Annotated in this window: 23 protein-coding genes, 1 tRNA gene and 1 pseudogene; 14 read left to right on the forward strand and 11 right to left on the reverse strand. The window is 38.8% G+C overall.

Features of this window, described 5'->3' with window-relative positions:
* The first annotated feature begins 185 nt into the window (after window positions 1-185).
* Both SCALIN_RS23565 and acsA read left to right on the forward strand, forming a co-directional pair.
* Window positions 186-317 carry a hypothetical protein gene (locus SCALIN_RS23565; RefSeq protein WP_261341059.1) on the forward strand — a complete coding sequence of 44 codons (132 nt, stop codon included), beginning with the start codon at window positions 186-188 and terminating at the stop codon, window positions 315-317.
* Between the two features lie 23 nt (window positions 318-340).
* Window positions 341-2,068, forward strand: a complete 1,728-nt coding sequence (gene acsA, locus SCALIN_RS19705) for an acetate--CoA ligase (RefSeq protein ID WP_096896153.1) — start codon at window positions 341-343, stop codon at window positions 2,066-2,068.
* 233 nt (window positions 2,069-2,301) lie between these two features.
* On the opposite strand, the gene SCALIN_RS19715 is transcribed toward acsA, so the two are convergent.
* Both SCALIN_RS19715 and dnaA read right to left on the reverse strand, forming a co-directional pair.
* The gene (locus SCALIN_RS19715; RefSeq protein ID WP_096896155.1) at window positions 2,302-3,678 is read right to left on the reverse strand and encodes a nucleotide sugar dehydrogenase; all 1,377 of its coding nucleotides are present in this window, start codon (window positions 3,676-3,678) and stop codon (window positions 2,302-2,304) included.
* Between the two features lie 254 nt (window positions 3,679-3,932).
* Window positions 3,933-5,288, reverse strand: a complete 1,356-nt coding sequence (dnaA, locus tag SCALIN_RS19720) for a chromosomal replication initiator protein DnaA (RefSeq protein ID WP_096896156.1) — start codon at window positions 5,286-5,288, stop codon at window positions 3,933-3,935.
* A gap of 781 nt (window positions 5,289-6,069) precedes the next feature.
* Between dnaA and SCALIN_RS19725 the strand changes: the two genes are divergently transcribed.
* On the forward strand, window positions 6,070-7,641 hold the full coding sequence (locus tag SCALIN_RS19725) for a phosphomannomutase/phosphoglucomutase (RefSeq protein ID WP_096896157.1): 1,572 nt from the start codon (window positions 6,070-6,072) through the stop codon (window positions 7,639-7,641).
* Between the two features lie 132 nt (window positions 7,642-7,773).
* Here the strand turns inward: SCALIN_RS19725 and xerD are convergent, their stop codons facing one another.
* Genes xerD through SCALIN_RS19740 form a run of 3 tightly spaced genes read right to left on the reverse strand, consistent with a single transcriptional unit; the run spans window position 7,774 to window position 11,131 of the window.
* Complete coding sequence (xerD, locus tag SCALIN_RS19730) at window positions 7,774-8,670, reverse strand: site-specific tyrosine recombinase XerD (protein ID WP_096896158.1); 897 nt, start codon at window positions 8,668-8,670, stop codon at window positions 7,774-7,776.
* Window positions 8,660-10,753 carry a glycine--tRNA ligase subunit beta gene (gene glyS, locus SCALIN_RS19735; RefSeq protein WP_096896159.1) on the reverse strand — a complete coding sequence of 698 codons (2,094 nt, stop codon included), beginning with the start codon at window positions 10,751-10,753 and terminating at the stop codon, window positions 8,660-8,662. The genes xerD and glyS overlap by 11 nt, the downstream gene beginning before the upstream one ends.
* A gap of 6 nt (window positions 10,754-10,759) precedes the next feature.
* Window positions 10,760-11,131: a cyclophilin-like fold protein gene (locus tag SCALIN_RS19740; protein WP_096896160.1), complete on the reverse strand. Its 372-nt coding sequence runs from the start codon at window positions 11,129-11,131 to the stop codon at window positions 10,760-10,762.
* A 521-nt stretch (window positions 11,132-11,652) separates the two neighbouring features.
* Here SCALIN_RS19740 and SCALIN_RS19750 point away from each other — a divergent pair.
* The 3 genes from SCALIN_RS19750 (at window position 11,653) to SCALIN_RS19760 (ending at window position 13,413) form a co-directional block, all read left to right on the forward strand.
* Window positions 11,653-12,318, forward strand: a complete 666-nt coding sequence (locus SCALIN_RS19750; protein WP_162532427.1) for a hypothetical protein — start codon at window positions 11,653-11,655, stop codon at window positions 12,316-12,318.
* Entirely contained in the window at window positions 12,308-12,832 is a 525-nt protein-coding gene (locus SCALIN_RS19755) for an MBOAT family O-acyltransferase (RefSeq protein WP_096896163.1), read from the forward strand. The genes SCALIN_RS19750 and SCALIN_RS19755 overlap by 11 nt, the downstream gene beginning before the upstream one ends.
* A 62-nt stretch (window positions 12,833-12,894) precedes the next feature.
* On the forward strand, window positions 12,895-13,413 hold the full coding sequence (locus SCALIN_RS19760) for an MBOAT family O-acyltransferase (protein WP_096896164.1): 519 nt from the start codon (window positions 12,895-12,897) through the stop codon (window positions 13,411-13,413).
* Window positions 13,414-14,164: 751 nt separating this feature from the next.
* Here SCALIN_RS19760 and SCALIN_RS19765 read toward each other — a convergent pair.
* Window positions 14,165-14,238 (reverse strand) — tRNA-Ile (locus tag SCALIN_RS19765).
* Window positions 14,216-14,440 (reverse strand): hypothetical protein, encoded by a 225-nt coding sequence (locus SCALIN_RS19770; RefSeq protein ID WP_096896165.1) that lies wholly within the window; start codon window positions 14,438-14,440, stop codon window positions 14,216-14,218. The genes SCALIN_RS19765 and SCALIN_RS19770 overlap by 23 nt, the downstream gene beginning before the upstream one ends.
* A gap of 228 nt (window positions 14,441-14,668) precedes the next feature.
* Here SCALIN_RS19770 and SCALIN_RS19775 point away from each other — a divergent pair, with 228 nt between their 5' ends.
* Together SCALIN_RS19775 and SCALIN_RS19780 are read left to right on the forward strand one after the other, a co-directional pair.
* Window positions 14,669-14,824, forward strand: a complete 156-nt coding sequence (locus SCALIN_RS19775; RefSeq protein ID WP_096896166.1) for a helix-turn-helix domain-containing protein — start codon at window positions 14,669-14,671, stop codon at window positions 14,822-14,824.
* 320 nt (window positions 14,825-15,144) lie between these two features.
* Entirely contained in the window at window positions 15,145-15,864 is a 720-nt protein-coding gene (locus SCALIN_RS19780) for a DDE-type integrase/transposase/recombinase (protein WP_096896167.1), read from the forward strand.
* Between the two features lie 18 nt (window positions 15,865-15,882).
* Here the strand turns inward: SCALIN_RS19780 and SCALIN_RS19785 are convergent, their stop codons facing one another.
* Together SCALIN_RS19785 and lsrF are read right to left on the reverse strand one after the other, a co-directional pair.
* Entirely contained in the window at window positions 15,883-16,323 is a 441-nt protein-coding gene (locus SCALIN_RS19785) for a universal stress protein (RefSeq protein WP_096896168.1), read from the reverse strand.
* 217 nt (window positions 16,324-16,540) lie between these two features.
* Complete coding sequence (gene lsrF / locus SCALIN_RS19790) at window positions 16,541-17,329, reverse strand: 3-hydroxy-5-phosphonooxypentane-2,4-dione thiolase (protein WP_096896169.1); 789 nt, start codon at window positions 17,327-17,329, stop codon at window positions 16,541-16,543.
* 603 nt (window positions 17,330-17,932) lie between these two features.
* On the opposite strand from lsrF, the gene SCALIN_RS19795 reads away from it, so the two are divergent.
* Window positions 17,933-18,445, forward strand: coding sequence for a hypothetical protein (locus tag SCALIN_RS19795; RefSeq protein ID WP_096896170.1), 513 nt, complete (start codon window positions 17,933-17,935; stop codon window positions 18,443-18,445).
* Here SCALIN_RS19795 and SCALIN_RS19800 read toward each other — a convergent pair.
* Together SCALIN_RS19800 and SCALIN_RS19805 are read right to left on the reverse strand one after the other, a co-directional pair.
* Window positions 18,409-19,344, reverse strand: coding sequence for a radical SAM/SPASM domain-containing protein (locus SCALIN_RS19800; protein WP_162532428.1), 936 nt, complete (start codon window positions 19,342-19,344; stop codon window positions 18,409-18,411). The genes SCALIN_RS19795 and SCALIN_RS19800 overlap by 37 nt on opposite strands.
* The gene (locus tag SCALIN_RS19805; protein ID WP_162532429.1) at window positions 19,334-20,443 is read right to left on the reverse strand and encodes a glycoside hydrolase family 99-like domain-containing protein; all 1,110 of its coding nucleotides are present in this window, start codon (window positions 20,441-20,443) and stop codon (window positions 19,334-19,336) included. The genes SCALIN_RS19800 and SCALIN_RS19805 overlap by 11 nt, the downstream gene beginning before the upstream one ends.
* Before the next feature lie 786 nt (window positions 20,444-21,229).
* Between SCALIN_RS19805 and truA the strand changes: the two are divergent.
* From truA to SCALIN_RS19830, 5 genes and pseudogenes are all read left to right on the forward strand, one after another.
* Window positions 21,230-21,960, forward strand: a pseudogene (gene truA / locus SCALIN_RS19810) (tRNA pseudouridine(38-40) synthase TruA).
* A gap of 106 nt (window positions 21,961-22,066) precedes the next feature.
* Window positions 22,067-22,390 (forward strand): methionine--tRNA ligase subunit beta, encoded by a 324-nt coding sequence (gene metG / locus SCALIN_RS19815; protein ID WP_096896173.1) that lies wholly within the window; start codon window positions 22,067-22,069, stop codon window positions 22,388-22,390.
* 48 nt (window positions 22,391-22,438) lie between these two features.
* Window positions 22,439-23,161 carry a pseudouridine synthase gene (locus SCALIN_RS19820; protein WP_096896174.1) on the forward strand — a complete coding sequence of 241 codons (723 nt, stop codon included), beginning with the start codon at window positions 22,439-22,441 and terminating at the stop codon, window positions 23,159-23,161.
* Window positions 23,162-23,263: 102 nt separating this feature from the next.
* A complete protein-coding gene (gene thiC / locus SCALIN_RS19825) occupies window positions 23,264-24,547 on the forward strand; it encodes a phosphomethylpyrimidine synthase ThiC (protein ID WP_096896175.1) in 1,284 nt (427 codons plus the stop codon).
* A complete protein-coding gene (locus SCALIN_RS19830) occupies window positions 24,528-25,229 on the forward strand; it encodes a type 1 glutamine amidotransferase (protein ID WP_096896176.1) in 702 nt (233 codons plus the stop codon). The genes thiC and SCALIN_RS19830 overlap by 20 nt, the downstream gene beginning before the upstream one ends.
* Window positions 25,230-25,282 lie beyond the last annotated feature (53 nt).

Genomic DNA, 25,282 nt, shown 5'->3' on the forward strand with positions numbered 1-25,282 from the left:
TGAATATGCAACACAAACATCATAATATAATGAACATGAAACTAAAGATTGCTTTATGTCAGCTTTTCAGAGACAAAAAATACTGAAATCTGTTTCTGTTTTAGAATTTAGAAACAATGTAAAAAATCGTTCGCTGGTCAAGACAGGGTAAAAGAATGGTTATGGTTTATCGTGGATGACCGGTAATGGATCTGGGGCCAATTCAAAATAATATCGTTGATAAGGACTGTCTATTTCTTCAACTTGACGGTATTGCGATTGGAGAAAAGAAATTTTCAACTAACCGGCAAATGGATGAGATTTTTTATAGACAATAACATATCATTTTGGAGATTACACTATGGAATATAAAGAGACAATTTATAAAACTCCCGTCAAGCACGGATTAGTAAATTATGAGAAAACCTATAAAAATTTTAACTGGGATGATATCAACAGATGTTTTGATCACTTCTCTGATGATGGAGTAAATATTGCTCACGAGGCAATCGACAGGCATGCTGAAAATGGCTGCAAGGATAAGATAGCCATGTACTGGGAGGACGAAGATAACGTTGAGAAACGGTTCTCCTTTTCAGATATAAAAAGGCAATCTTCTAAATTAGCCAACGTATTAAGAAATCTGGGTGTAGAGAAAGGAGACAGGGTTTTTCTGTTTTTACCCAGGACACATGAACTATATGTAAGCATCATTGCAATAGCAAAGCTTGGCGCCATTGCAGGGCCAATGTTTTCCGCGTTTGGACCCGAAGCGGTAAAAGATCGTCTTCATGACAGTGAAGCAACCGTACTTATAACTACACCTGAGTTAAGTCAGAGAATAGACGAAATAAAAGAAGAGTTGCCTGCGCTTAAACACACTATACTGGTAAATGCTGAAAAAAATCTTGATGAGGATGAACACAGTTATGAATCAGAAACAAATAAAGCATCAGAGTCATTTAAAATAAGATGGGTAGACCCGGAAGATGATCTATTCGTTCTGTATACATCAGGGACTACCGGAAAGCCAAAGGGAGTTACTCACGTCCATAATGATATGATTTCCCATTATATTACTACTAAGTGGGCTTTGGACTTGAGAGATGATGATGTGTATTGGTGTACAGCAGATCCCGGATGGGTGACTGGGACTGTTTACGGTATATGGGGTCCGTGGTTAAATAAAGTTTCGCAAGTAGTATACAACGGCAGGTATGATGCGGATAAATGGTACTCAATTATAGAGAAATATAAAGTAACCGTATGGTACACTGCTCCAACTGCTTTAAGGATGCTTATGAAGGCAGGCAATGAGATTATTAAAAAGTATGATTTAAGCAGCCTTAGATATATATGTAGTGTGGGAGAGCCACTCAATCCGGAAGTTATTAAATGGGGACTTCAGGTTTATAATCTGCCTATTCACGATAACTGGTGGCAAACGGAGACCGGTTCAATAATGATAGCCAATTTTCCAAGTCTTCCAATTAAACCCGGTTCGATGGGTAAACCGTTTCCGGGTATCAGCGCGAAGATTATTAATTCAAAAGGCAAAGTACTGGCCCCCGGGAAACATGGCCTTTTGGGTTTAAAGAGCGGCTGGCCATCCATGCTGAGAAAGGTATGGGCAAATGAGGAAAAATATAATGAATATTTTAAAATATCCGGATGGTACACCACAGGAGATACGGCTTATATGGATAATGACGGTTATTTCTGGTTTGTGGGAAGAGCGGATGACGTCATCAATACTGCCGGTCATCGCGTAGGACCGTTTGAGGTAGAAAGTGCTTTAGTTGAGCATAAAGCAATCGCTGAAGCAGGTGTTATTGGAATACCTGATACAGAAAGAAGTGAAATCATAAAAGCATTTATTGTTCTCAATCGGGGATACAAACCATCACCGACGCTTAAGAAGGAGATACAGGGATTTATAAAAAAACGGTTGGCTGCTCATGCGTACCCCAGAGAAATTGAATTTACAAAAGATGTTCCTAAAACAAGAAGTGGTAAAATAATGAGGAGATTATTGAAGGCAAGAGAATTAGGACTACCTACAGGAGATTTATCTACATTAGAAGAGTAATAAGCTACTGATATTAATTAAGCACTCAAGCAGGAACCATCTCCTGACGGAAATCGCCAACGGGAGTTGATTCCTGCCAGATTCTAAAATCCTTATACTCAGAGTTACAGTCTACTGGCGCTATCCATGTCAGTCCGACAGGCGAATGTCCTGGGATCTGGGCCTGGGTGTAGTGTAACTCATACCTGAAGGTTTGAACTGTCCAGCCGATTTTAAACTTCCTCATATTATTATCAGAAATGACTTAACTCCGGCATGCCAAGCGGAATAACATTAAACCCAATTTCAAAAAGATCTTTGTGTGGTAAAGTATTCCTGCCGTCAAAAATGAATGTCGGTTTTTCCATTGATTCAAAAATCTTCTTATAATCTAAAGACTTATAGCACTCCCATTCAGTTAATACCGCAATTGCGTGAGCATTCTTCGCGGCTTCATATGGGTCTGGGCAATATTCAACATTTCCATCAAATTCTTTCAGTTCAATTTTTGCATTCTCAAGTGCTTTTGGATCTGTAATCACGACATTAGCCATTTCATTTAATAGTTTCTTTGCAACATAAATTGCAGGAGATTCTCTTGTATCGCCGGTATTTGCTTTAAAAGCAAAACCGAATAGCGCAATTTTTTTCCCGGCGATGGTATTAAACATTGACTTCAACATTTTCAGGACAAAGCGTTCCACCTGATATTCATTCATTTTTACAACGCTTTCCCAATAATCAGCTACTTCATCCAATCCATAATGTCTGCAAAGATAAACAAGATTAAAGATATCCTTTTTAAAACAAGAGCCTCCAAATCCAACGCTTGCATTTAAAAATTTGGGGCCTATCCTGCTGTCAGTGCCAACTGCATGTGCCACTTCATGTACATTGGCTCCTGTTTCTTCACAAAGTGCAGCAATACTGTTGATTGATGAAATGCGTTGTGCCAAAAAAGCATTCGCAGTCAACTTTGATAATTCTGTACTCCACACATTTGACGTTAGTATCTTTTCCTTACCAATCCATGAAGAATATAACTGAACAATTTTATTGCGTGCTCTTAATCCTGATTCGGTTTCTCTGGATCCGACTAACACCCTGTCAGGGTCTTCAAGGTCTTTAATCGCGGTACCTTCTGCAAGAAACTCCGGGTTAGACAACACGTCAAAAATAATACCCTTTTCATTCGAATTAAGTATTCTTTCCATGGCTTCTGCGGTTTTAACAGGCAGGGTACTTTTTTCCACAATTATTTTACTAGCATCAGACAACTTCAGTATTTGTCGGGCCGTCTTCTCCCAGTATTGTAAATCTGCGGCATACCCTTCTCCATAACCAAACATTTTTGTAGGAGTATTAACACTCACAAATATTATATGAGCTTCTTTGATACTGTTTTCTACATCAGTACTGAAGAACAGATTTTTATCACGCACATTGTGCACAACTTCCAATAACCCAGGTTCGTATATAGGGAGTTCTTCAGAATTCCATGCATCTATTCGTTTGCTATTAATATCAACGACTATCACCTTGTAATCAGGATTTTTCAAGGCAATCATCGCCATCGTTGGCCCACCGACATAACCCGCGCCAATACACAAAATAGTTTTTTCATTACCCATTAATTAATATCTCTTTTACTTTTATTAAATCCACAAAGTGGTATATAACAATATACAATCCGTATATTACAGATTAATCACTGTACAATTATGCATAATTGTTGTCAACTTATAAATTACAGGAAATAATTGAAGTGTGAGTCGGAGAAAAATTAATATTAATACTAACAAAACCTATCTGGGAAAATCTCATAAATTTAGGTTTGATAATTTTTATTAATTTAAATTGGAGTAGAAAACAGAGGAATTGGAAATTATTGTTTCTTTGCCATTCTAATCAGATTTTCTATGTGTGATTGGAACTCAGCACAGCTCTTACTTTTTTCCTTTATCTTTTTAATGGCAAAAATAACGGTAGTATGCCTTTTGTTCCCAAAATATTTTCCTATTTCCTGATACGAGAAGTCTGTAAGTTTTTTTGCCAGGTACATACATATCTGGCGGGCAAGCGCGATATTCTTTGATTTGTTGCCGGATTGAATATCATTTCGTGAAACGTTATAATGACTGATCACTACTCCCTCTATATCCTTTAAAGTAATGCATTTTTTATTATTGTACAGTTCGCTGAGGGTTTCAGTAGCCAGCTTGAGATCAATCTTTACCTTATTTATGTTCGCGTAAGCCATTACCGTGGTTATTGCGCTCTCCATTGACCTGACGCTATCATTGAACTTTTCAGAAATAAATTCAAGGACGTTATCAGGAATCCTTCTTTTCGTTTTCTCCGTCTTAGATCGTAAAATCTGTATTGAGGTATTAAACCCGGGCTGTTCAATTTTCGCAATCATCCCTGACATAAACCTGCTGACAAGACTCTCTTTAAGTTGATTCATAAATCTTGGATGCGCGTCGCTTGCAAATACTATTCTCTTGGATAATCCGTGTAAGGTGTTAAAGGTATGAAGAAATTCTTCCTGAACTCCATTTTTATTGGCAAGGAAATGAACATCATCAACAAGGAATATATCTACACCCCTGTATTTTTTTCTGAATGATTCAAGCCTGCCGCCTTTAAGAGCATAAACAAATTCATTTGTCCAATTCTCAGCAGGCATATAAACAGCACTTACGGAACCGGATTCTGTTTTTAATCGGTTCCAAATACCCTGAAGGAGGTGGGTCTTTCCTACACCAATAGACCCATGTATGAAAAGCGTATTAAAAGCTACAGGTCCAGGTTTTGAAATCTCAAGCGCTGCGGCATAAGCCAACCTGTTACACCCGCCAACTACATAGTTGTCTAACAACAGCTTATTGTTACTTATAAAACCGTTGTCTTGATTTAATGGTTTTTCAAATTTAATATTGCCGGTAACTGCTTTGGTACTTTTCTCAGAATGGCAGTTGTCTTTTACATGAAGATTAATTGAGGGATTAATTTCAGTAATATTCTCTATCAAATCTTTTATCAGAGGTTCATAGTTTTCACTAATCTTTGTCAGGACAAATTGATTTGGCACTCCTATATTTAAAGACCCATTATCGAATGAGATTACGTGGGTATTTTTAAACCACAGATTAAATTGCCTTATGCCAACCTTTGCCTTGATTGCATCAAGAACATTTTGCCAGAGATCCGTAGACTTTTTTGTTGTAGAACAGTTCATGAAAAGTGGGTAACGTCGGAACAGTACAAATTGAGAATGAAAAACTAAAAAATAAAAATAGAGAATTTTTAATTTTTTGAAGCCTTAATGAAACGAAATATTATCAAAATCAAACTTTGTGTCAAACTTAAAAAGATAATATTTCATTATATTTCTTTGGTAAATAATTTCAAAATCCATAAGGCTTTTGATATCAATAAGATTGAGGTTTAATCTTCAATGAAATAACTTTTTTTAAATTTTATTGAAATATTTACTATTTAAAAACATTATGTATAAAAAAATAAACTTCTTTTTTGCAGATTTTGTTATTTTAAATATGAACAACATAACATGTTTACACAAGCGTATTTATATAAACTGCTCTCCATGTCTATAGGTGCTCCTCCTTATAATCTTCATGTTTTTTGATTGTGGATAACTTGTGGATAACTTGTGAATTTAAAAATGCGATTATTTCGAACCTATAAAATTATCAAGATTATTTAAATACTAAATAAATTAATAATTTAACCTGAGAGTAAAGATATTTGTAATCCTGACCGAAAACCATTAAACGTTTTTATACAAAAAGTAATTAATATAATCGGCTAATAAACAACAGTAGTTATCTGGATCGCAAATTTTACTGACATGCTCAGATTTTGTCTATTGTGGAAAACCCTTTGTCAAATACAAAGTAAATATTCTGTTACTCATTTTTACTTTACATATTTGAAAAGTTTTTTTACCATTAGCACCTGATAATTATTTCATACAGCATTTATTTTTTTATGAGGTTATGGCAAAATATTTTGTAAAACGTAAACTCCAGTGCCCTGGTGACGGTTATGAGATCAGTATGTCTGTCTGTAGAGGCAGGCAGAGAGTACTTTATCCTAAATGTCCTGTTTGTCGCCATAGAGATAAGTCTATTAGTACATCTACAGAAGAGGTGGAGGAGTATACGCCCATGGACACCGGTACAAGGAAGATTTTGCAATTATCTACGAATCAGGATGAGGCAATCAACCGTTTGATATTTAAATGTTATGATATACGAGGTAAATATCCGGAACAATTGGACGAATATACTTCTGAGAAGATAGGAATAGCAACAGTGCTTTTCTTAAAAAGCATAAAAGAGGATATTAATAACATTGTAGTGGCAAGAGACATCAGGCTCTCATCGAATGCATTAGCAAGCTCCCTGATGAAAGGTATTACTAAAGCAGGAGTAAATGTCATTGATATTGGAGAGGTGTCTACAGATACTACTTATTTTGCTGTAGGCAGTTGTAATTACGATGCTGGAATTATGGTTACTGCGTCAAATAATCCATCAAATTATAACGGATTCAAACTATGCCATGAGCAGGCTATGCCCATCAGCTTTGATACAGGTTTATCTACTATATCAGAAATAGCAAGACAAACTGACTTACCTGTCTCTGAACATCACGGTAATATTATTGAGAAAGATATAATTAATGAATACAAAAAATTTATCCTTAGCTTTGCCACACATCTGAAACCATTAAAATTAGTGATAGATGCGGGAAATGGGATGGCGGGAAAGATGATACCTATCATCTTCAAAGATCTTCCTTGCAAAATAGTACCGTTATTTTTCAAACCTGACGGGTCATTCCCAAACCACGAGCCAAACCCTTTAGATAGCAGAAACCTGAGTGATTTACAGTCCAAGGTACGTGAAACCGGAAGCAACCTTGGCGTAGCATTTGATGGTGATGCGGACAGATGTGTCTTTGTAGATGAAAACGGCCGGGAAATAGGATGTGATATAATTGCGGCTATAATAGCGCGGAAACTTCTGCAGAAGGAAAAAGGGGCTACAATTTTATATGACCTGAGATCAAGCAGGATTTTGCCTGAAGAGATCAAAAAGGCTGGTGGAAATCCGTACCGGGAAAGAGTCGGTCATTCTCACATAAAGGCGATCATGAGGGAACAAAATGCCGTTTTTGGAGGCGACTTATCCGGACATTACTATTTCAGAAAAAACTACTTTGCGGACTCTGCACTAATTGCATTGATAGAAGTTTTAAACATTTTGAGTGGTAGAAATGTGCCAATGTCTAACCTGATTGCGCCTCTGAGAAAATATTGCTCAACTGGAGAAATAAATTTTAAGGTTGAGGATAAGGATAAAAAGATAGAACAGATTGCCCAACACTTTAAAGATGGCAAGGTTGATTATCTGGATGGAGTTACTATTGAATATAGTGATTGGTGGCTTAATGTAAGAAAATCTAATACTGAACCGTTACTCAGATTGAATCTGGAAGGAAAGACAAAGGAAATAATGGAACATAGGAAGAAACAGGTGATAGATATTATTGAGAGAGAATAAACACCAAAGAAACAAACTCCAGTCTTTTGATCGTTATTTTCAGGTGTGTATGGGGCGAACAGAAGACAAAAACCTGCCGATTATACTAACGGGTTTAGATTTGTTTGTAATTGTGAGTTATTACAAAGGGTTTTACGCCCTTGGATGAAACTTCTGATGTGTGGACTTAAGATGTTTCCGGTCGATGTGTGTGTAAATCTGGGTAGTAGAGATATTGGAATGCCCGAGCATCTCCTGTACTGATCGCAAATCCGCTCCTCCTTCCAGCAGATGTGTCGCGAACGAATGTCTTAATGTGTGTGGAGAAATGTTTGAACGAATCCCTGCCTTCATGGCATACTTCTTCACGATGCTCCATATGTTCTCGCGCCTCAACTTTTTACCTGTTCTGGACAGAAACAGTATAGGTTCATCGTTTTCTATTTTTGAAAGTACGGGGCGCACCTCCTGCAGGTATCTTTTGATCGCCTTTGCCGCTTCCGAACCCATAGGTACGATACGTTGTTTAGAACCCTTCCCCTGACACCTGATAAAGCCATAATCAAGGTTTATCCAACTCACTTTAATTGACGCGACTTCAGAAACCCTCGCACCTGTGGCGTACATAAGCTCCAACATCGCCTTATCCCGTATTCCGAGCTTATCATTACCGTCCGGTGCCTGAAGCATCTGCTCTATCGCGTTATAATGAAGCACTTCCGGCAGATGTTTCCGGAGTTTAAGTGTACTGACAGATGACATTGGATTTACAGAGATCTTTCCTTCCATAACCAGATATTTATAGAACATTTTTATAGTAACGAGACATCTTGAGATAGAATTTTCAGTAAGTCCTCTCTGTTTCTCGCTTTCTATAAAGCCTACTATCATTTTTGCGTGTAAATCCTGAAAATGTTTAACATTCGCATCCTGTAGATAGTTTGAGAAATTGTGCAGGTCTCCCTTATACCCCTTAATTGTATTTTCAGAAAGACCGCATTCAACGATGAGATAATTTAGAAATGATTCTACTAGTGGTTCATCTATCATTTTCAACGATAAACGCCAGATTTGCAATGTTTTCAACATAGAGTTCGTTCACTTTTTTGACTAACAAGAGTCTGTTATTCTTTATATTTTCATCCTCTACATTTACAAAAACCTTTTCAAAGAAATCATGGATCGGTTTTGCAAATGCCTCATTATATGCAAGTGAAAACTCTTCATATTTCCCTGTAGGGAAATACGCAAGCAGGTTCTCTTTTTCCTTATTATATACAGCCCACAATTTACGCTCTTCTTCCTCTTCCAGCAGATCTTCATTTACTTCTCCGTGGATTGTACAATTTTTCCCTATATTGAATGTTCTCTCTACAACTGCCACAAGCTTTTGCCAGATGGTAGTTTTGGAAATCTTTGTGATAACCTCTAATCTACATAAGAGATCAGATATATTGTCAAAACCCGACTTCATTGCGGATTCAATGATGTCGTAACGATAGCCTCTCTCAAGATAGGTGTTATTTATCCTGTCCTTAAGAAAATCTATTATCTGTCCATAAACCTTACTACTGTCGCCATCAGGGCATACGTTAGTCAGGTTTGACAATGATTTCTCAAAAATATCTTTTAATGATAAACAGAGACTTTTCTTTTCCAGGATACGTATAATTCCCTGTGATTGCCTTCTGAGCCCGTAAGGATCTTGAGAGCCTGTAGGAATCAGACCTGCCGCGAAACATCCGGCAATAAGGTCAAATTTGTCAGCCAGGCTGAGTACGGTGCCAATCTCGGTCTCCGGCAGTATATCATCGGCATATCGTGGTAAGTAATGTTCTGCAATCGACTGGGCCACTTCTTCATCCTCACCATGTTCAAAAGCATATTCACGACCCATAATTCCCTGTAACTTGGGAAACTCACCTACCATCTCTGTCAAAAGGTCTGTTTTACATAAACTTGACGCACGTTTGACCAACGCCAACTTGTCAGAAGAAAAACCCAGCGTCTCAGCAATAAAACATGCCAGGTCGCCAATCCTTTTACTTCTGTCCAGATAACTTCCCATATCTTCATGAAATACAACCCCTTCCAGATCCTTAAGCCTGTCATGAAGAGTTATCTTCTTGTCCTCATTCCAGAAAAAGTTTGCATCTGCAAGTCTTGCCCGTAAAACACGCTCATTGCCCTTTTTGATAATCTCGCCATCAGCAGAATCTCTGTCGGTAATTACAATAAACTCAGGTAACAGCTTACCGTCTTTATCCTTAACAGGAAAATACCGTTGATGGTCCTTCATCGAGGTTACAACAACTTCTGATGGGATTGCCAGGAACTCATCTTCGAAACCACACTTTACCGCACCAGGAAACTCAACAAGGTTTGTTACCTCGTTAAGTAATTCTTCATCTTTCATAGTAGTGTTGTAAACGGAAAGAAGAGAGTTTATCTCTTTCCTGATAATCTCTCTTCTTTCCTCGATCTCAACTATTACCTTTTCGCTCTTTAACCTCTCTTTATATTTTTCATAATCGGCGCAGGGAATCTCTATAACATTGTCAGACAGAAACTGATGGCCGTTTGTACTACGTCCTGCTTTTATACCGTTTAATTCGAGGTTGACTATGTCTTTATCAAAAAGTGCCATAATTGTGCGTATCGGTCGTGCAAAATATAATTTATCAGATTTCCATCTCATAGATTTTGGAAAGTTGATTGATGTTATGATAGATGTTAACATTTCCGGTAGTAGATCAAATATTTTCTTCCCCTCTATCTCTTTAACGGCAAAGCAATATTCCCCTTTGGATGTGTCCTTAACTATCATATCTTCAGCTTTTACACCCTGTGAACTCGCAAAGCCGACAGCCGCTTTCGTTGGCACTCCTGATTCATCAAAAGCAACTTTTGCTGAAGGTCCCTTTATCTCCTGAACAATATCCTCCTGGTTCTGTGGTAAACCGCTGGCAAATAACACCAGGCGTCTAGGTGTACCGGTAGTATGTATAGTGTCAAAACACAGACGGTTCTTCTTAACCTGCTCCGCAAACAACTCTTCCATTTGTTTAAGAGCAGGAACGATATAACCTGCCGGTATCTCTTCAGTTCCTATTTCTAATAACAGATTTGACATAATATTTTAAACTCTTTCTAATTTTATACTCGTACCATCCCGCACACTCTTAAATATATCAACATCACCTTCAACCTTGCCAACAATATTAACAGCACTGGCAGGACGTATCTCATCACCCTGACTGGCCGGTGTCGGGCCAAAGAATATACAGAAGGCCTTTCCCGTTGGCCAGTAACCCAAATCACCTTTTTCAACTACCTCTTTTGCTGTTTCATCTAGCGGTGAATCTACTGGAATGTCAAAATATATTTCATCTCCCCATGTATTTACACTGTTCTCAATGGGTAAAGCATCCCAGATAGCGTCAGACGTATTACTGCTTGAAAGCCCTGCGACGGCAGAAACGTCACATGTAATTATCCTGATCTTTCTCATTGCCGTCTCATGTTTTTAATAAAAAAGAATATTGCTGCAGCAAATAGCATAGAAAACGTAATTGTATTACGCTTCGAATATTCTATAGTACCAGTAAAATTAAAAATTATCAATGTTAAGGACAACGCCATCAAAACACCGGCCATCAGCATTAACAACCTGTTTCTATTATTCAGTATATCCAACGCGCTTACCCTCCCAAATTCTTGATGTTTTTTAAAATCGCCCCACTTATCCGAAATAACCCATAAGCTGTCATCCCTGAACACTCAAATCTCTAATCAGAGGTTATAGCCGTTAATTATAGTTTTTCTGGAAACACCTGATCAATCTATCATAAGTTAAAAACCATTACAAGGAATATCGTTTATATAGGTTTAATCTGAATTGAGCAATCCTGAAACATTATCAGGTAAGTGGTTAAAAGTAGCGTTTGTTTCCCAAAAGAGCTACAGAAAAAGACTGCCTGGTAAATATGCGACTTTTTTTTGATGAATGACCGTCCAATTAAATTAACGTATATGAATGTCAAAGTTGGAGACGTTGAGATCCTTCGGTTGTTACTTCCTCAGAATGACATGCTGACTTGTCATTCTAATGTAGCAAAGTGGAATGAAGAATTTATCTTTGAGAATAATACCAAAAAGTACTTGAGTTTTATGGACTATTTTACTACTCATACAACCATTAAAAAAATTCTCTCTTCAAAGAAAACAGAATTTGGATTAGAAGTTCTGAGGAGAACACCTATCCATTTTATTATTTGCTTAGACTTTGACGGAATAAAAGACTCTCCTGAAATAGATTATGGTTGGAAATTATTGTCTAAGACTCTTGAAACGATGAAAAATTATGCCGGTAAAGCGGGCGCAGAACTCTATGTTGTTTTTATTCCGTTTGAGTTTCAGAGTTCAAACATACTTTATGAAAGATTTACAAGAAAATACGGTAAGGATCCGTCAAGTATTGATTTAGAAAAACCAAACAGGCGATTAGCTCAACTATGTGAACGCTTCGATATCGCCTGTCTTGACCTGTTGCCCGCAGTGAAAAATGCTGTATCTAAGGGTAATCAACTCTATTTTATCCGTGACGGACACTTGAATGTTGATGGTCATAATTTTATTTACCGAATTTTGATACCTGAAAAGGTTTTTAGAAAAGAAAAGGTGCTGAATGCTTTTTAACTCTCTTCATTTTATATTCTTTTTTCCAATAGTGGTATTGCTGTATTATTCTATACCGCAGCGTTGGAGGTGGGTGCTTCTTCTACTGGCAAGCTACTATTTTTATACCCGCTGGAAAGTTAATTACGCAATTTTGCTTGTAGCTTCCACAATAGTGGATTATATAGCGGGTCTACTCATGGTCAGGTTTCCTGAGGGTGGGATAGAAAGAAAGGGTTTATTAGCCACAAGTCTGGTGACCAATTTAGGGCTGTTATTTACGTTCAAATATTACAATTTTTTGAATGCAAGTTTGCAGGGATTATGTGACAAGTTTGATATTATCTACAATGTACCCCAATTGGATATTCTTCTGCCTTTAGGTATATCATTTTATACATTTCAAACCATTAACTATACCATAGACGTGTACCGTGGTCACATTGAACCGGAGAAACATCTGGGACGTTTTGCAGTTTATGTGGCATTTTTCCCGCAGCTGGTAGCTGGTCCTATTGAAAGGCCTCGCATTTAATTCCCCAATTTCTGCAAGACCATCAATTTAATTACCAGCGCCTTGTCAGTGGGTTCAGAATAATGCTTTGGGGGTTTTTTCTGAAAGTAGTTGTGGCTGATCGTTTAGCTGTCTATGTCGACTCTGTTTACAGTGCTCCGCATCAATTTTATAGAGCACCGCTCTTGCTGGCTACTTACTTCTTTGCTTTTCAGATATATGCTGATATTGCCGGATATTCTGCGATTGCGATCAGCTCTGCAAAGATAATGGGTTTCGATCTTATGGAAAATTTCCATTATCCTTATTTAGCTGCTTCAGTCTCTGAATTCTGGAAAAGATGGCATATTTTACTATCCACCTGGTTTCGGGATTATGTATATAAGCCTTTGGGCGGCAATCGTGTATCTAAATCTCGCTGGATATATAATATTATGGCTGTATTCCTTATCAGCGGGATGTGGCATGGCGTGAACTGGACATTTCTGGTTTGGGGAGCAATACATGGCCTCTATTTGATAATATATATGCGAACAAAAAAACTACAGGCTAAAATATTGAATATTATTGGTATAGAAAACTCTCCCGGATTAAAAAAATAGTAGCTGTATTTCTTACCTTCCACCTGGTACTTGTAGCGTGGATTTTTTTCAGGGCTAATTCTATTAGAGATGCGGGTATTATCCTCTCAAATATGTTTAGCGGTCTCCCTTATGACATCTATAGGATTCTGACAATGGATTTGAGAGGTGTTTGTAAGATTCACTCATACTCATAAATATAACCGGATTTGAATGTTGTCTTAGTCTGGCGCTCATATTGATTGTAATGATGCATGATACTATGCGCGGCATATTACGCTTACACCAGAAACTGGGGCAGAACACAAGGTATTATCTCCGTATGGCCTATTACGATGGATTGATAATTGCGTTGATACTTTTGGGTGTATATGGGAAAAAACAATTTATCTATTTTCAGTTTTAAAACTTGTGTTGCAAAACGGTTTTTTGCCAGATTATTCTTTAGAGATCGCATCAATAATAATCAAGAATTGTCAAACTTAGTCTCTTAACAAAAATATTTTGATCAATTATGGCAAAGAAAATCGAATTTCCCTGCCCTACAGATTGGGATATCGGAAATTCGAAATAAATACAAAACCCAAATGCTAAAATCTTAAACATTCAGTGTTAAACATATTTTTTGTTTAGAACATTTGTTTCTTTGACATTCGGATTTCTAGTTTTCCAGTTTATCTGGTTAGGTTGTAGTAACATTACGATAGAAAAACAGAATATAACAGGAGAGAACTATCAATAAGCCAGGCGTGAATAGAAATAAGGGAATAAATGGGCCCACTAGGACTCGAACCTAGGACACACGGATTATGAGTCCGTTGCTCTAACCAACTGAGCTATGGGCCCCGAAATGATCAGTACTCTTAATACTCAAGTATCTTGTAACAAAAAAACTACAATACAAGAGTATGAGTTTATCAATTTTTCGGTCTGGTTTCAAGTGTTTTGTTTTTCTTAAGTTATGCTGGAAGTCGAGAGGGCTTTTTCTCTTTTTTACTGTCTGGATCTTTAGTTCTCTTATAGGTGTATTATTTGCTTTGATTTTCATTCTGATCTTTCTGATTTGAGAAGTAAATCTGGGTTTTCTTACCAATCAACGTATATTCAAACAATTGCATCCTGCATATAATTAAAAGCAGGCATCAGCTCTCTTCTTTAGTAAGGCAGTTGGTAGAACTAAGCATGTTTTCCCTGGTTTGCTTCCTCTTTAGCCCCCTATATAATGGGGAGAAAAAGTTCCTAATTTGATAGTATAAATACCAGAAAGGGGCCAGAAATGCAGAGACGTTTATTAAAGAGTTATAGTGAAGAGCAGAAAGAACAAGTAGTAAAAGAATGTATTGAAACTAATAATTATGGTGCGGTATCCAGTAAGCATGATATACCGGTAACGACGATTTATGGATGGATCAGGAGGTATAAGAACAAGTAGAAAAAAGAGAGCAAGAGAAACGTAAAAGAGTTGGAAACCGAACTAAAGGGTGTGAAATTAGAAAATGAGATATTGAAGGAACTTTTAAAAAAAAGCCACCAACTCTGGCTGAAAGATTAGTAGTCAGTAAGATATTTATAGATGGAGGAAATAAAACTCAGCAGGTAATAAAGTACAGTGGAGTACCAAACGCAACCTGGTACAATCACGTAAATAAGAAAGGAACGGATAAGAGACAGGAGAGCAGAGGACGTCCTCTGCCAGGATATTCATTTAATCAAAAAGGAGAAAGAGTATACGATGAAGCAATACTATGTGCTTTGAAGGCTTACAGAAGTAAGATTGAGTTTGTCAATGCCGGAGGTTATCACAAACTAAGTCATTATTTGTGGAGAGATTATGGTTACATAGTGAATCACAAGAAGGTATACCGTTTATGCAAAGAGAACAAATTATTGTTGCCCAGAAGAAAGAAGGTGTCAAAGGTAAAAGGTAGGCGTATATGCCAGAACCGTACGATAAGTAAGCCGGATGAGCTATGGGAATTGGATTTGAAATATGGATATATACATGGTGAAGAGAGATTTTATTTCATATTAATAATAATAGATGTATTTGTACGCTATGTAGTGAATTACCACATAGGTCTGAGTTGTACAGGCAAAGACCTGGTACTGGCATTAAACATAGCTGTAGAGAAGCATAAATTAGATACAAACCAACTGATAATAAGGAGCGATAATGGAAGCCAGATGACCTCAAAGGTGTTTATAAAGAACATGGAAAGTTATAACAATGAGGTAATACATGAATTAATACCACCTGCAACACCAAACAAGAATGCCCATGTGGAGGCATTTAATTCAATATTGGAAATTGAGTTTATGCAGGTGAGATATTTTCATAGTTATGGTCAGGCATATGATGAGACAATAGAGTTTATTGACAAATACAATACTGAGAGAATACATGGGTTGTTGAACTGGAACACGCCAATAGAAGCCCGTAAGGCGTATTTAAACGGTGGCAACCTGGGTTAAATGTGATGTCCTCTTTCATTAAGCACGTCCATGTGTTGGTATGACAAGGACCGGACAAGAAGAGCCGTGCAATACTCCCTCACTTACACTACCAATTATCAAGTTATGTACAGTGCCATGGCCGTGGGAACCAACTACTATCATATCAATTTTTAATTTATTAGATTCACGCAAAATAACTTCAACCGTTGCACCTTGAACACAAAGAGATGTTGTATCAATTCCGGATGCGCGAAAATTATCTACCTCTTTTTGCAGTTTCTCTCGTTCTTCGTGTAATTCCTGTGCAATTTGATCACGAACGGTCTGTGGCCCAGGCTTATAACCAACAAAATCAGGTTCGGGTTCAGCAACATGCAGTATCCATACTTTTGCGGAAAAAGCCAAGGCCATAGTTTTTACCTTAGACAACACCTTTTGCGAAGCACTGGATAAATCAACTGCAACTAAAATGTTCATTTACCTTCTCCGGTTTGTCAAAAAAGTCTATTAATTATATTAATAGATACACAACGACGCACATAGGGATTTTGCAAACGATTCATCCCTGGTCATGTTCCACTCTCGAAGCGGTGCCACAACGACGCACATAGGGATTTTGCAAACCCCACGAAATTCACAAAAAATACTTTAATGTATTTCGTGATTTTCGTGGGGAATCGCTAGTTATTAGGTATTATCCATTCTTTGTATCGTTGAATATGTCGTTGGCTTCCTGAGGATTTGCACCTTTATGGATAATTGCATGCAGGGCCTTAGCCATCGCTACAGGATGCTTATGCTGCCAGATGTTTCTCCCAAGGTTTAAACCGATGGCTCCCTTTGTCATTCCGTCATGGACGAACTCAAACACCGGAAGTTCAGTATCAAACTTTGGTCCGCCTGCTATAACTATTGGAACAGGACAGCCTTCAGTAACTTTTTCAAACTCTTCACACCAGTAGGTTTTAACTACCTTGGCGCCAATTTCTGCAGCGATTCGACAGCATAGTGCAAGGTATCTAGCGTCACGTTTTTCCAGCTCTTTTCCGACAGCAGTAACTGCCATTACCGGAATACCGTACTCTTCGCACTCGTCTACGAGTTTTCCAAGATTAAGAAGTGTCTGGCGCTCGTAATCGCTTCCAATAAAGACAGACAGACCTACACCGGAGACATTGAGCCTGACAGCGTCTTTTATCGAAGTAGTAAGCCCCTCGTTTGCCAGATCTCCTCCAACCACGCTGGTACCTCCGGATACTCGAAGGATGATCGGTTTGCTGTCATCCGGGTTTATGGCTGCACGCAAAACTCCTCTTGTGACAAAAAGCGCGTCGCAGTATTCAATAATCGGTTTAATGGTCTCTCCGGGTTTCTCCAGATTATTTGTGGGTCCCAGGAAATACCCATGATCTATAGGCATGAACATACATTTGCCGTCAGATCCCATTATCGAAGAGAGCCTGTTTTTCATTCCCCAATCCATTTCTTCACCTCCATAATTAAAATGTTATTTCGTATATTTATCAATTTAATGTATAAGATTCAGTGTTGATAACGCTTCTACTATGCTCAGTGTGACGTCGTTCAGAACTCACAGTGTGACGTCATCCTGAGCGGAGTCGAAGGAAGTTTTCATTGTACTCGATATCTAGTTCGTTTCTTAAGCTTTACTCAGAAAAAACTTCCTTTTTCATATAAGACGGAGTGATAGCATAGGAAATTCAATTTGTTCTGTCAACGGAAAACCCATCATATTATAATACCTCAAAAGGAAAAAATTTTCACGTAGAGCCGCAAAGAACGCAAAGAGAAAAAAAGGCTTTTATCTTACAATTTCTTTTATTGTGATTTTTTGGTGATCTCTGTGGCTTGGCGTGAGAAATAAAGAGGGAAATATAGAAATGAAGACTTCATTTTTCTGAACTTACTCGTCAGGGTATATTGTTTGCTTTATATCGAGTAACTTATTATTAACAAATAATTTAAACATGGCAAGTACAGGGATTATGACAATTCCATCTTTGCAGGATAACTATGCATAACATATTAGTGTAGTGAGGTTTATCTCTATACAGGAGGGTTGGAAATGAGTCGTTTTTTGTCCGGCAGAATATATATAGTAATACTGATAAGCATTGTAATGGTGGTTGTTTTTGCAACAATTAACCGGAAATATGTTCTTGCCGGTAAAGCAGAGCACTCATTCTATCTTCCCAGTGTTTTTAAGGAAGGCAGTGATGTGCGATCAAGAGAAATACTGTTTACAGCAGAATATCCAGGTGATATTGAGGCTGATGCTTCCTGGGAACCGGAGTATAAAGCATTGACTATAACTCTCTATAACCAGGAAGGGAAATCTCTTGTAAGTAAAAAAGGTAAGAGTCCTGTCCATCTGGTTTACACTTATACTCAAGAGCATTTTAATAAAGCAAAAATTCTGGGCAATTCCTTCAGGGTAGGGATATCACAATCTCCTTTTAAGACGATAAACGGAAGAGTTAAGATTACCACACCGAACAAAAAAGCACTGGAAGAGCATGATTCTATTAACATTCGAGGTCCTTACGGGACTTTTATAGAAGAAGAGGCAGGAGAATAAAAATTATCCTGCCTGATTGAACTAAAGAACTTCCATCGCTCTTTTTTGTTTTTTGGCGGATCTCTTTGAACAGGAGGCTGGAGTCTCAGTGGTTCGTCACACTGTTGGCAGAGTGGAAAGGGCATAGGGCCTCTCAGGATATTCCGCTTCCTTTCGGCAATAACAGAAACATCATCATTGCTCAGGTTACCGATACTTGTAGCACCGGTCAGGTCGTGACAACACGCCAGTACTTCACCTTCCCATGTTACAAAAGTGTGAAATTGAAACAAGCCGCACTTTCCGGAGTCCAACCCAATAGTTTCCGGTTTGTATATTTCCAGGTTCTTCAGGTTTCCTCCTCGTCCGTGACATGCGGTTATATCAGCTCTTATATCCCGCTTTTTCCAGAAACAGAGATAATCTTCCGGCTCATCACTGTTTATTTCAGTCGTTATGCCCGACACTCTCAAACCCGCATTACCACGAGATAGGGCAGCCAATCCCAGTGTCCGTTCTAAAGCATCTTCAAAAGATATCTTTGGGCAAAGTTTTTCAAATACCACTTTTTTTATGCTTGGAAATGAAACGGTAATTGAGTTTGGTCGGGACTCAATAAGCTTGTGTGAGATTTTCTTATTTAATGATTCAGGGTTTATCACTATTCCCACATCACAATTGTTTTCACGTATGCCAGATATCCATTCGAAAACCTCAGGATGAGAAAGAGGATCACCAATACCTGAAAAAGTAATCAGGCTTCCTTCTCTGACAAGCTTCTCTGAAACGACATTGAACACACTTTCTGACATCATGCCTTTCGGTCTGGTGATATCATCTCGCGGACACATTAGACATTCGCTTACGCACCGGTTGGTAAGTTCGATGTCTACAGATACAAATGTCCAGTCAGAAGGCATCCTGTTTTGCCTTCCTGACCGCTTCAAGCCAGGCAGTACCATAACGCTTGTCCGGTTCCAGATAATGTCCTTCACTCCATTCGTTCCAGGACGCAATGAAGGAGAGTTGTGGTTTATTGAATTTCATTGTATAGTTTATTGCGTGGCCAAGAAAATTGGAAAAGAGTGCGGGATTTTCGTTTACCACAACAGGCCACCAGGGATAGCGTTCAGGTTTATGGTAGCCTTTTATTGCGGCACGAGGTGTGGCATCCCAACCGGGTGATACAGATGGAAAGTATGTAAGTCCTGATTTATCAGCAAAGCCTTTCCATTCACGGCTTCGTTTTTTTACCAATTCTGCATAATCCTGCTGGTATTTACCCTTCCAGTCAGGAAGCCAGACATAGTGGCTGATACTGTCAAATCCTGCCTTTTTAAACTCACCAATTTTAGCAGGCGCCGGATTTATTGCCATAAGATGAAGTCCGGGATATCCTTTTTTTCTAAGATAGTCTTTCGCCTTATGGATTGCCAGGGACGCGAGCCCTTCTCCCAACTGTCGTAGAAAAAAAGTACTGTCAAAGATGGAGAACATGGGCATTTCGTTTACACGAAGATAGTTTGGTCTTGAGAAGTATTTTTTCTCAAGATATTTAATCAATTCCACAAAATCATCCGGGTCTGTGTAAACAAGTCTGCCCGGACCAATTTCGGGACTGGAATTGTGTTTAACCGGAAGAATTCCACGTGGCATACGATTTGCCCACATCAGGGTAAAAGGAAAGTTGTCACCACTATCCATACCGAGAAATCCCTTATCCAATGCGGCGTCGAAAACACGTTTTCCTCGAGACCAGAAAAAACCATATACAAAGAAGTCCACACCGTATTTACGGGCAAGTCCTACCTGTTTCTGAACGGTAGAGGGGACTGAATCATCGTAAGGCCCATCTGCAGGTAATCGCGGCTGGTTGTGACCAGGAAAACGTTCCGGCGCTTTCAAGACAAGGTCCCACTCACTCCAGCCCGGTTGGAATTTGCTGTCCCGTTCATCACATGCGTGCCAGCCCGGATATACATACGCGCCGATTTTTGTATTATTTATTGAATAGTTCAACCTTTTATATCCTTTCAGACTAAAATGCAAAGTTCAAATGTCGATATTGCATATAGTTTTAATTTGTATCATTTTCTTCTCAATTATTCCATTTTTTTTCAGTCGTGTCGGGTTAGGTTTTTGCGGATACCATTTTTATCATATCAGAATTCCTTTATCGGGTATCCGGGTGGTTCGTTCAATCTGGATACCCGCTTAAAGCATGCCTCCCGGAATAGGTACCCGTTCACGTCCGAACGGATTGCCGACCTGACTGCCGGGCTGGAATGAAAATTTTGGAGCATTAATTTGTAATACGCAAAAATCTAACCGGATGTTTCTGAGGTAAACTGACTCATTTTTTCATGGTTGACAAATAAAGAGGTAGTAAATAAAATAACAGGGATTGCAATGCTTTGTGCTTGCAAGGGCAAACATTATTAAATGATTAACTCTGGTCTTGTCATATAACGGGGGTGTTGGTGTCGGGGAAAAGCCTTGACAGTAAATTACCCAGTTTTGGGCTTATCTGGGTAGCTTCGCCACCGAACACCCCTTTTTGTTCGCTCGTTTTTGAGTTCATAGTATTGGAAATTCAAAAGTAAAGATTCTTCCCCGCCTGCCATTAGTCTGGCAGAGGTTGTTCCTTCCTCAGAATGACTTGCAGTAAGTATAATTCTGAATAGAGCGAAGCAGAATGAAAAATCTTATTTATCAATATATTTTGTATATTATCAAATCTTTAACCACTCTTTAAAAGGCACTGTTTGTATTTTAAAAGTGCTTCACTACTTGTAGAAACTTCTCGTGAATAATATTAAACTCATTATCGAGTATGACGGTACGAATTATGCTGGTTGGCAGCAGCAGATGAACGGAATTACAATCCATGAGAAACTCAGAAAGGCTATTGAGAGAGTTGTTAACGAAGAGATAGATCTTCATGGCTCTGGTAGGACGGATGCCGGTACCCATGCTATTGGCCAGGTTGCCAATTTTAAAACGAAATCAAATATTACCATCTATAATTTAGTACAGGCTATCAATACTTATCTTCCGAAAGATATCGTAGTCAAATCAGCGAAAAAAGTTCCTGATAAATTTCATTCCCGGTATAGCGCAAAATCCAAAATTTACCGTTACACTATTTTAAACAGGAAAAACAGAAATGCTATTGGCAGGGATTATTGTCTTCATTACAGTATGCATTTAGATGCTGAGAAGATGCAGAAAGCATCAAAGGCCCTGATAGGCAAGCATGATTTCAGCGCATTTAAATCAAAATCAGAAGCTATCAGTAGTGTAAGGACTATAATAAGGCTGGAGATAAAAAAAAGGGAAACTTTTTGACGTTTACTATAGAGGCCGACGGGTTTCTATACAAAATGGTCAGGTCAATTGTTGGCACGTTGATTGAAGTTGGCAGGGGGAAGATGACGCTAACAGAGTTTAAGAAGATCGTAAAATCCGGGGTCAGGGCAAAGGCGGGGAATACTGTTTCGGCAAATGGTTTGTGCCTTTTGAAGGTCAAGTATTAGCGGTACTGTTTGGGATACAGTTTTAGCTTGCTAATCAAGAAAGACATCTGTTAGAATCGATGGCCAATCAAAAAGTGAATCTTAATGGCGTTACAGTGAGGATAATATGACAATTAGTATTCAGGATTTTTCTGAAATAGACTTAAGGGTAGCAGTGATAAAAGCGGTAGAAGAACACCCTAATGCGGACAAGCTATTGGTATTAAGGGTTGACGCAGGGGATGGAGAGAAGCAGCTGGTGGCAGGCATAAAGAACCATTACAGTATGGAAGAACTTGTTGGCAGGAAAATAGTTGTTGTCAATAATCTTGCACCTGCTGTTTTAAGAGGTGTTGAAAGCCAGGGTATGCTCCTTGCCGCAAGGGATGGTGATGATGTAGTACTGCTCACTACAGAGAAAGATGTTGGGCCCGGTTCCAGGGTCCAGTAAAATAACTAGAATAGTGCGTATATTCTTAAGTTTTCTATATAATAAATCATGGAAAGACTCCATAAATTCCTGGCACAGGCAGGTCTGGGTTCCAGGCGTAAATGTGAAAGCTTAATAGAATCAGGTCGAGTATCAATTGATGGTAAACGAGTAACAAAGCTTGGTCATATGATAGACCCGGGCAGGGACAATGTCTATTGTGACGGAGAACTCATAAAAAAGCAGAAAAAGATATATTTTCTTCTCAATAAACCACGGGGATATGTTTGTACAAATGTGGCGAAATCCAGAGATCCCAGGGCTATTGATTTGTTAAATCATATAGAGCAAAGGGTATATACAGTAGGCAGGCTGGATAAAGATAGTGAAGGGCTTATCATAATAACTAACGATGGTGAACTGGCGAATCTGCTTTCCCATCCGAGGTATGGAATAGAGAAAACATATCAGGTAGTAGTAAAAGGAAGGGTTTCAGATCCGGCAATACGGGTTCTTAAACGAGGTGTCTGGATTTCTGAGGGTAAGGCAATGCCTGCCAGGGTGAAAATTATTTCCAGAAGATACAAGCACAGTGCTTTGGAGATAGTGCTAAGAGAAGGTAAGAACAGAGAAATCAGACGTATTCTTGCTAAAATAGACCATCCGGTGATTTCACTGAAAAGAATTAAAATCGGGCCTTTGAAAATGCATTATAGTCTAAGGGTTGGAAAATACAGGGCATTAAGCAAAGAAGAGGTTAAGAGTTTGTACTCGCTTGCGGTTGTTAATTAGCACTTTAAGCGAACATTAATGATATGTCTGTAGGGTGTGCACTGCCCAGCGTACAGTCAGTTGATTAGTTTCTGTTACAAAAAGAAAAACGGAGAAATATAAATGACGCAGTTGAAGCAGGCAAGGTTAAACAAAATCACGCCTGAGATGGAGAGGGTTGCACAGCTTGAAGACTGCGATGTCGAAACTTTAAGGTCAAACATAGCTGATGGAAAAGCCGTGATTCCATGCAATAAGAAGCATTCGATTAAGAAAATCTGTGGTGTCGGCAAAGACCTCAGAACTAAAGTAAACGCAAACATAGGCACATCGGCTGACTATCACGGAGTGGAAGAAGAGCTGGAAAAACTTCGTGCTGCTGAAGACGCACAGGCAGACACAGTTATGGACCTCAGCACGGGGGGTAATCTTCGTGAAATCAGACAGGAAATAATGAGAAACTGTTCGATTACCATAGGTAGCGTTCCGATATATGAAGCTGCGGTTGATGCTGTTAAACAGAAAAACTCTGTCAGAGATATGACCGCTACAAGTATGATTGATGCGATAAAGCGCCATTGCGAGGATGGAATTGACTATATTACAGTCCATTGCGGCGTCACACAGGGTGTTTTAAAACATCTGGTAGACGATAAAAGAATCTGTGGCGTCGTTAGCAGGGGTGGTTCTTTTCTTGTAGATTGGATATCTTCTCATAAGAAAGAGAATCCTCTTTATGAACAGTTTGATGAAATATTGGCAATTGCGTATGAATACGATGTAACCTTGAGCCTGGGTGACGCGTTGAGACCCGGTGCTTTAGCGGACGCGTTTGACAGAGCACAGGTATATGAATTAAACGTATTGGCGGAGCTTACTCAAAGAGCGTGGGATGCGGATGTGCAGGTGATAGTAGAAGGTCCCGGGCATGTTCCCCTGAATCAGATCCAATCTCAGATCCAGTTGCAGAAAGAACTTTGTAAAGGAGCACCATTTTACGTTCTTGGACCAATTGTAACAGATATCGCTCCGGGATACGATCATATCACCTCTGCAATAGGGGGGGCTATCGCGGCATCCGCTGGAGCTGATTTTCTATGTTATGTAACACCAACAGAGCATCTGGGGCTGCCAAAGCCTGAAGATGTGCATGATGGTGTGATTGCGGCGCGTATTGCAGCACATGCTGCTGATATTGCAAAAGGGATAAAATCTGCCTGGGAATGGGACAGGACGATGTCTCAACTAAGGAGAAAGCGTGACTGGGAAGGGCAATTTTCAACGTGTATTGATCCTGCACATGCAAGGAAAATAAGAGAAAAAGGCACGCCACAGAATATCGACGTATGTTCAATGTGTGCTGAATTCTGTGTTTTTAAAGTGGCAGATGAAAGTCCAGATAATTAAACATATTGATATTGAGGGGCCTGGAACTATAGGCGAATTCTTAAATGACGACGGCATCTCTTATGACGTAATAGACGTTTTCAACGGAGAAGCTTTACCGGATTCTCTTTCTGATACCTCTGCAGTTATTGTACTTGGTGGACCTATGAACGTATATGAAGAGGATAAACATCCGTTTCTAAAACAAGAAAATGAATATTTAAAAGAGGTTATAGAAAATAAGTTACCGGCGTTAGGTTTTTGTCTTGGTGCTCAACTAATCGCAAAAGCAACGGGCGCATCAGTAAAGAAAAATCCTCAAAAAGAGATCGGTTGGTTTAACGTATCTTTGACTGAGAGTGGTTTCGGTGACCCTCTGTTTCAAGGCTTTCATGGAGTGTTTGACGTATTTCAGTGGCATGGCGACACGTTTGATATTCCTGACGGGGCTGTTAGACTTGCCGAGTCAGATCTTTGTCCAAATCAGGCATACAGGGTAGGTAGTAACATTTATGGCCTGCAGTTTCACGTTGAAGTCACTGACGAAATGATTTATCAATGGATTGATGCTTATAGAGATGAGGTCGATTCATTAAAAGGTATTGTTGATCCTGACCGGATTATTGCTGATACAAAAATAAAATCTGAGAGTTACAAGGCACAGGCAAGGCTGTTTTGCTCAAACTTCGTTAAAATGATATAGTTTATTAGTAACTATTCGGTTTCAACCATTTTCCACTTGCTTTTAATATCCAA

Origin of the sequence: Candidatus Scalindua japonica (assembly GCF_002443295.1) — a bacterium.
Lineage (GTDB): Bacteria > Planctomycetota > Brocadiia > Brocadiales > Scalinduaceae > Scalindua > Scalindua japonica.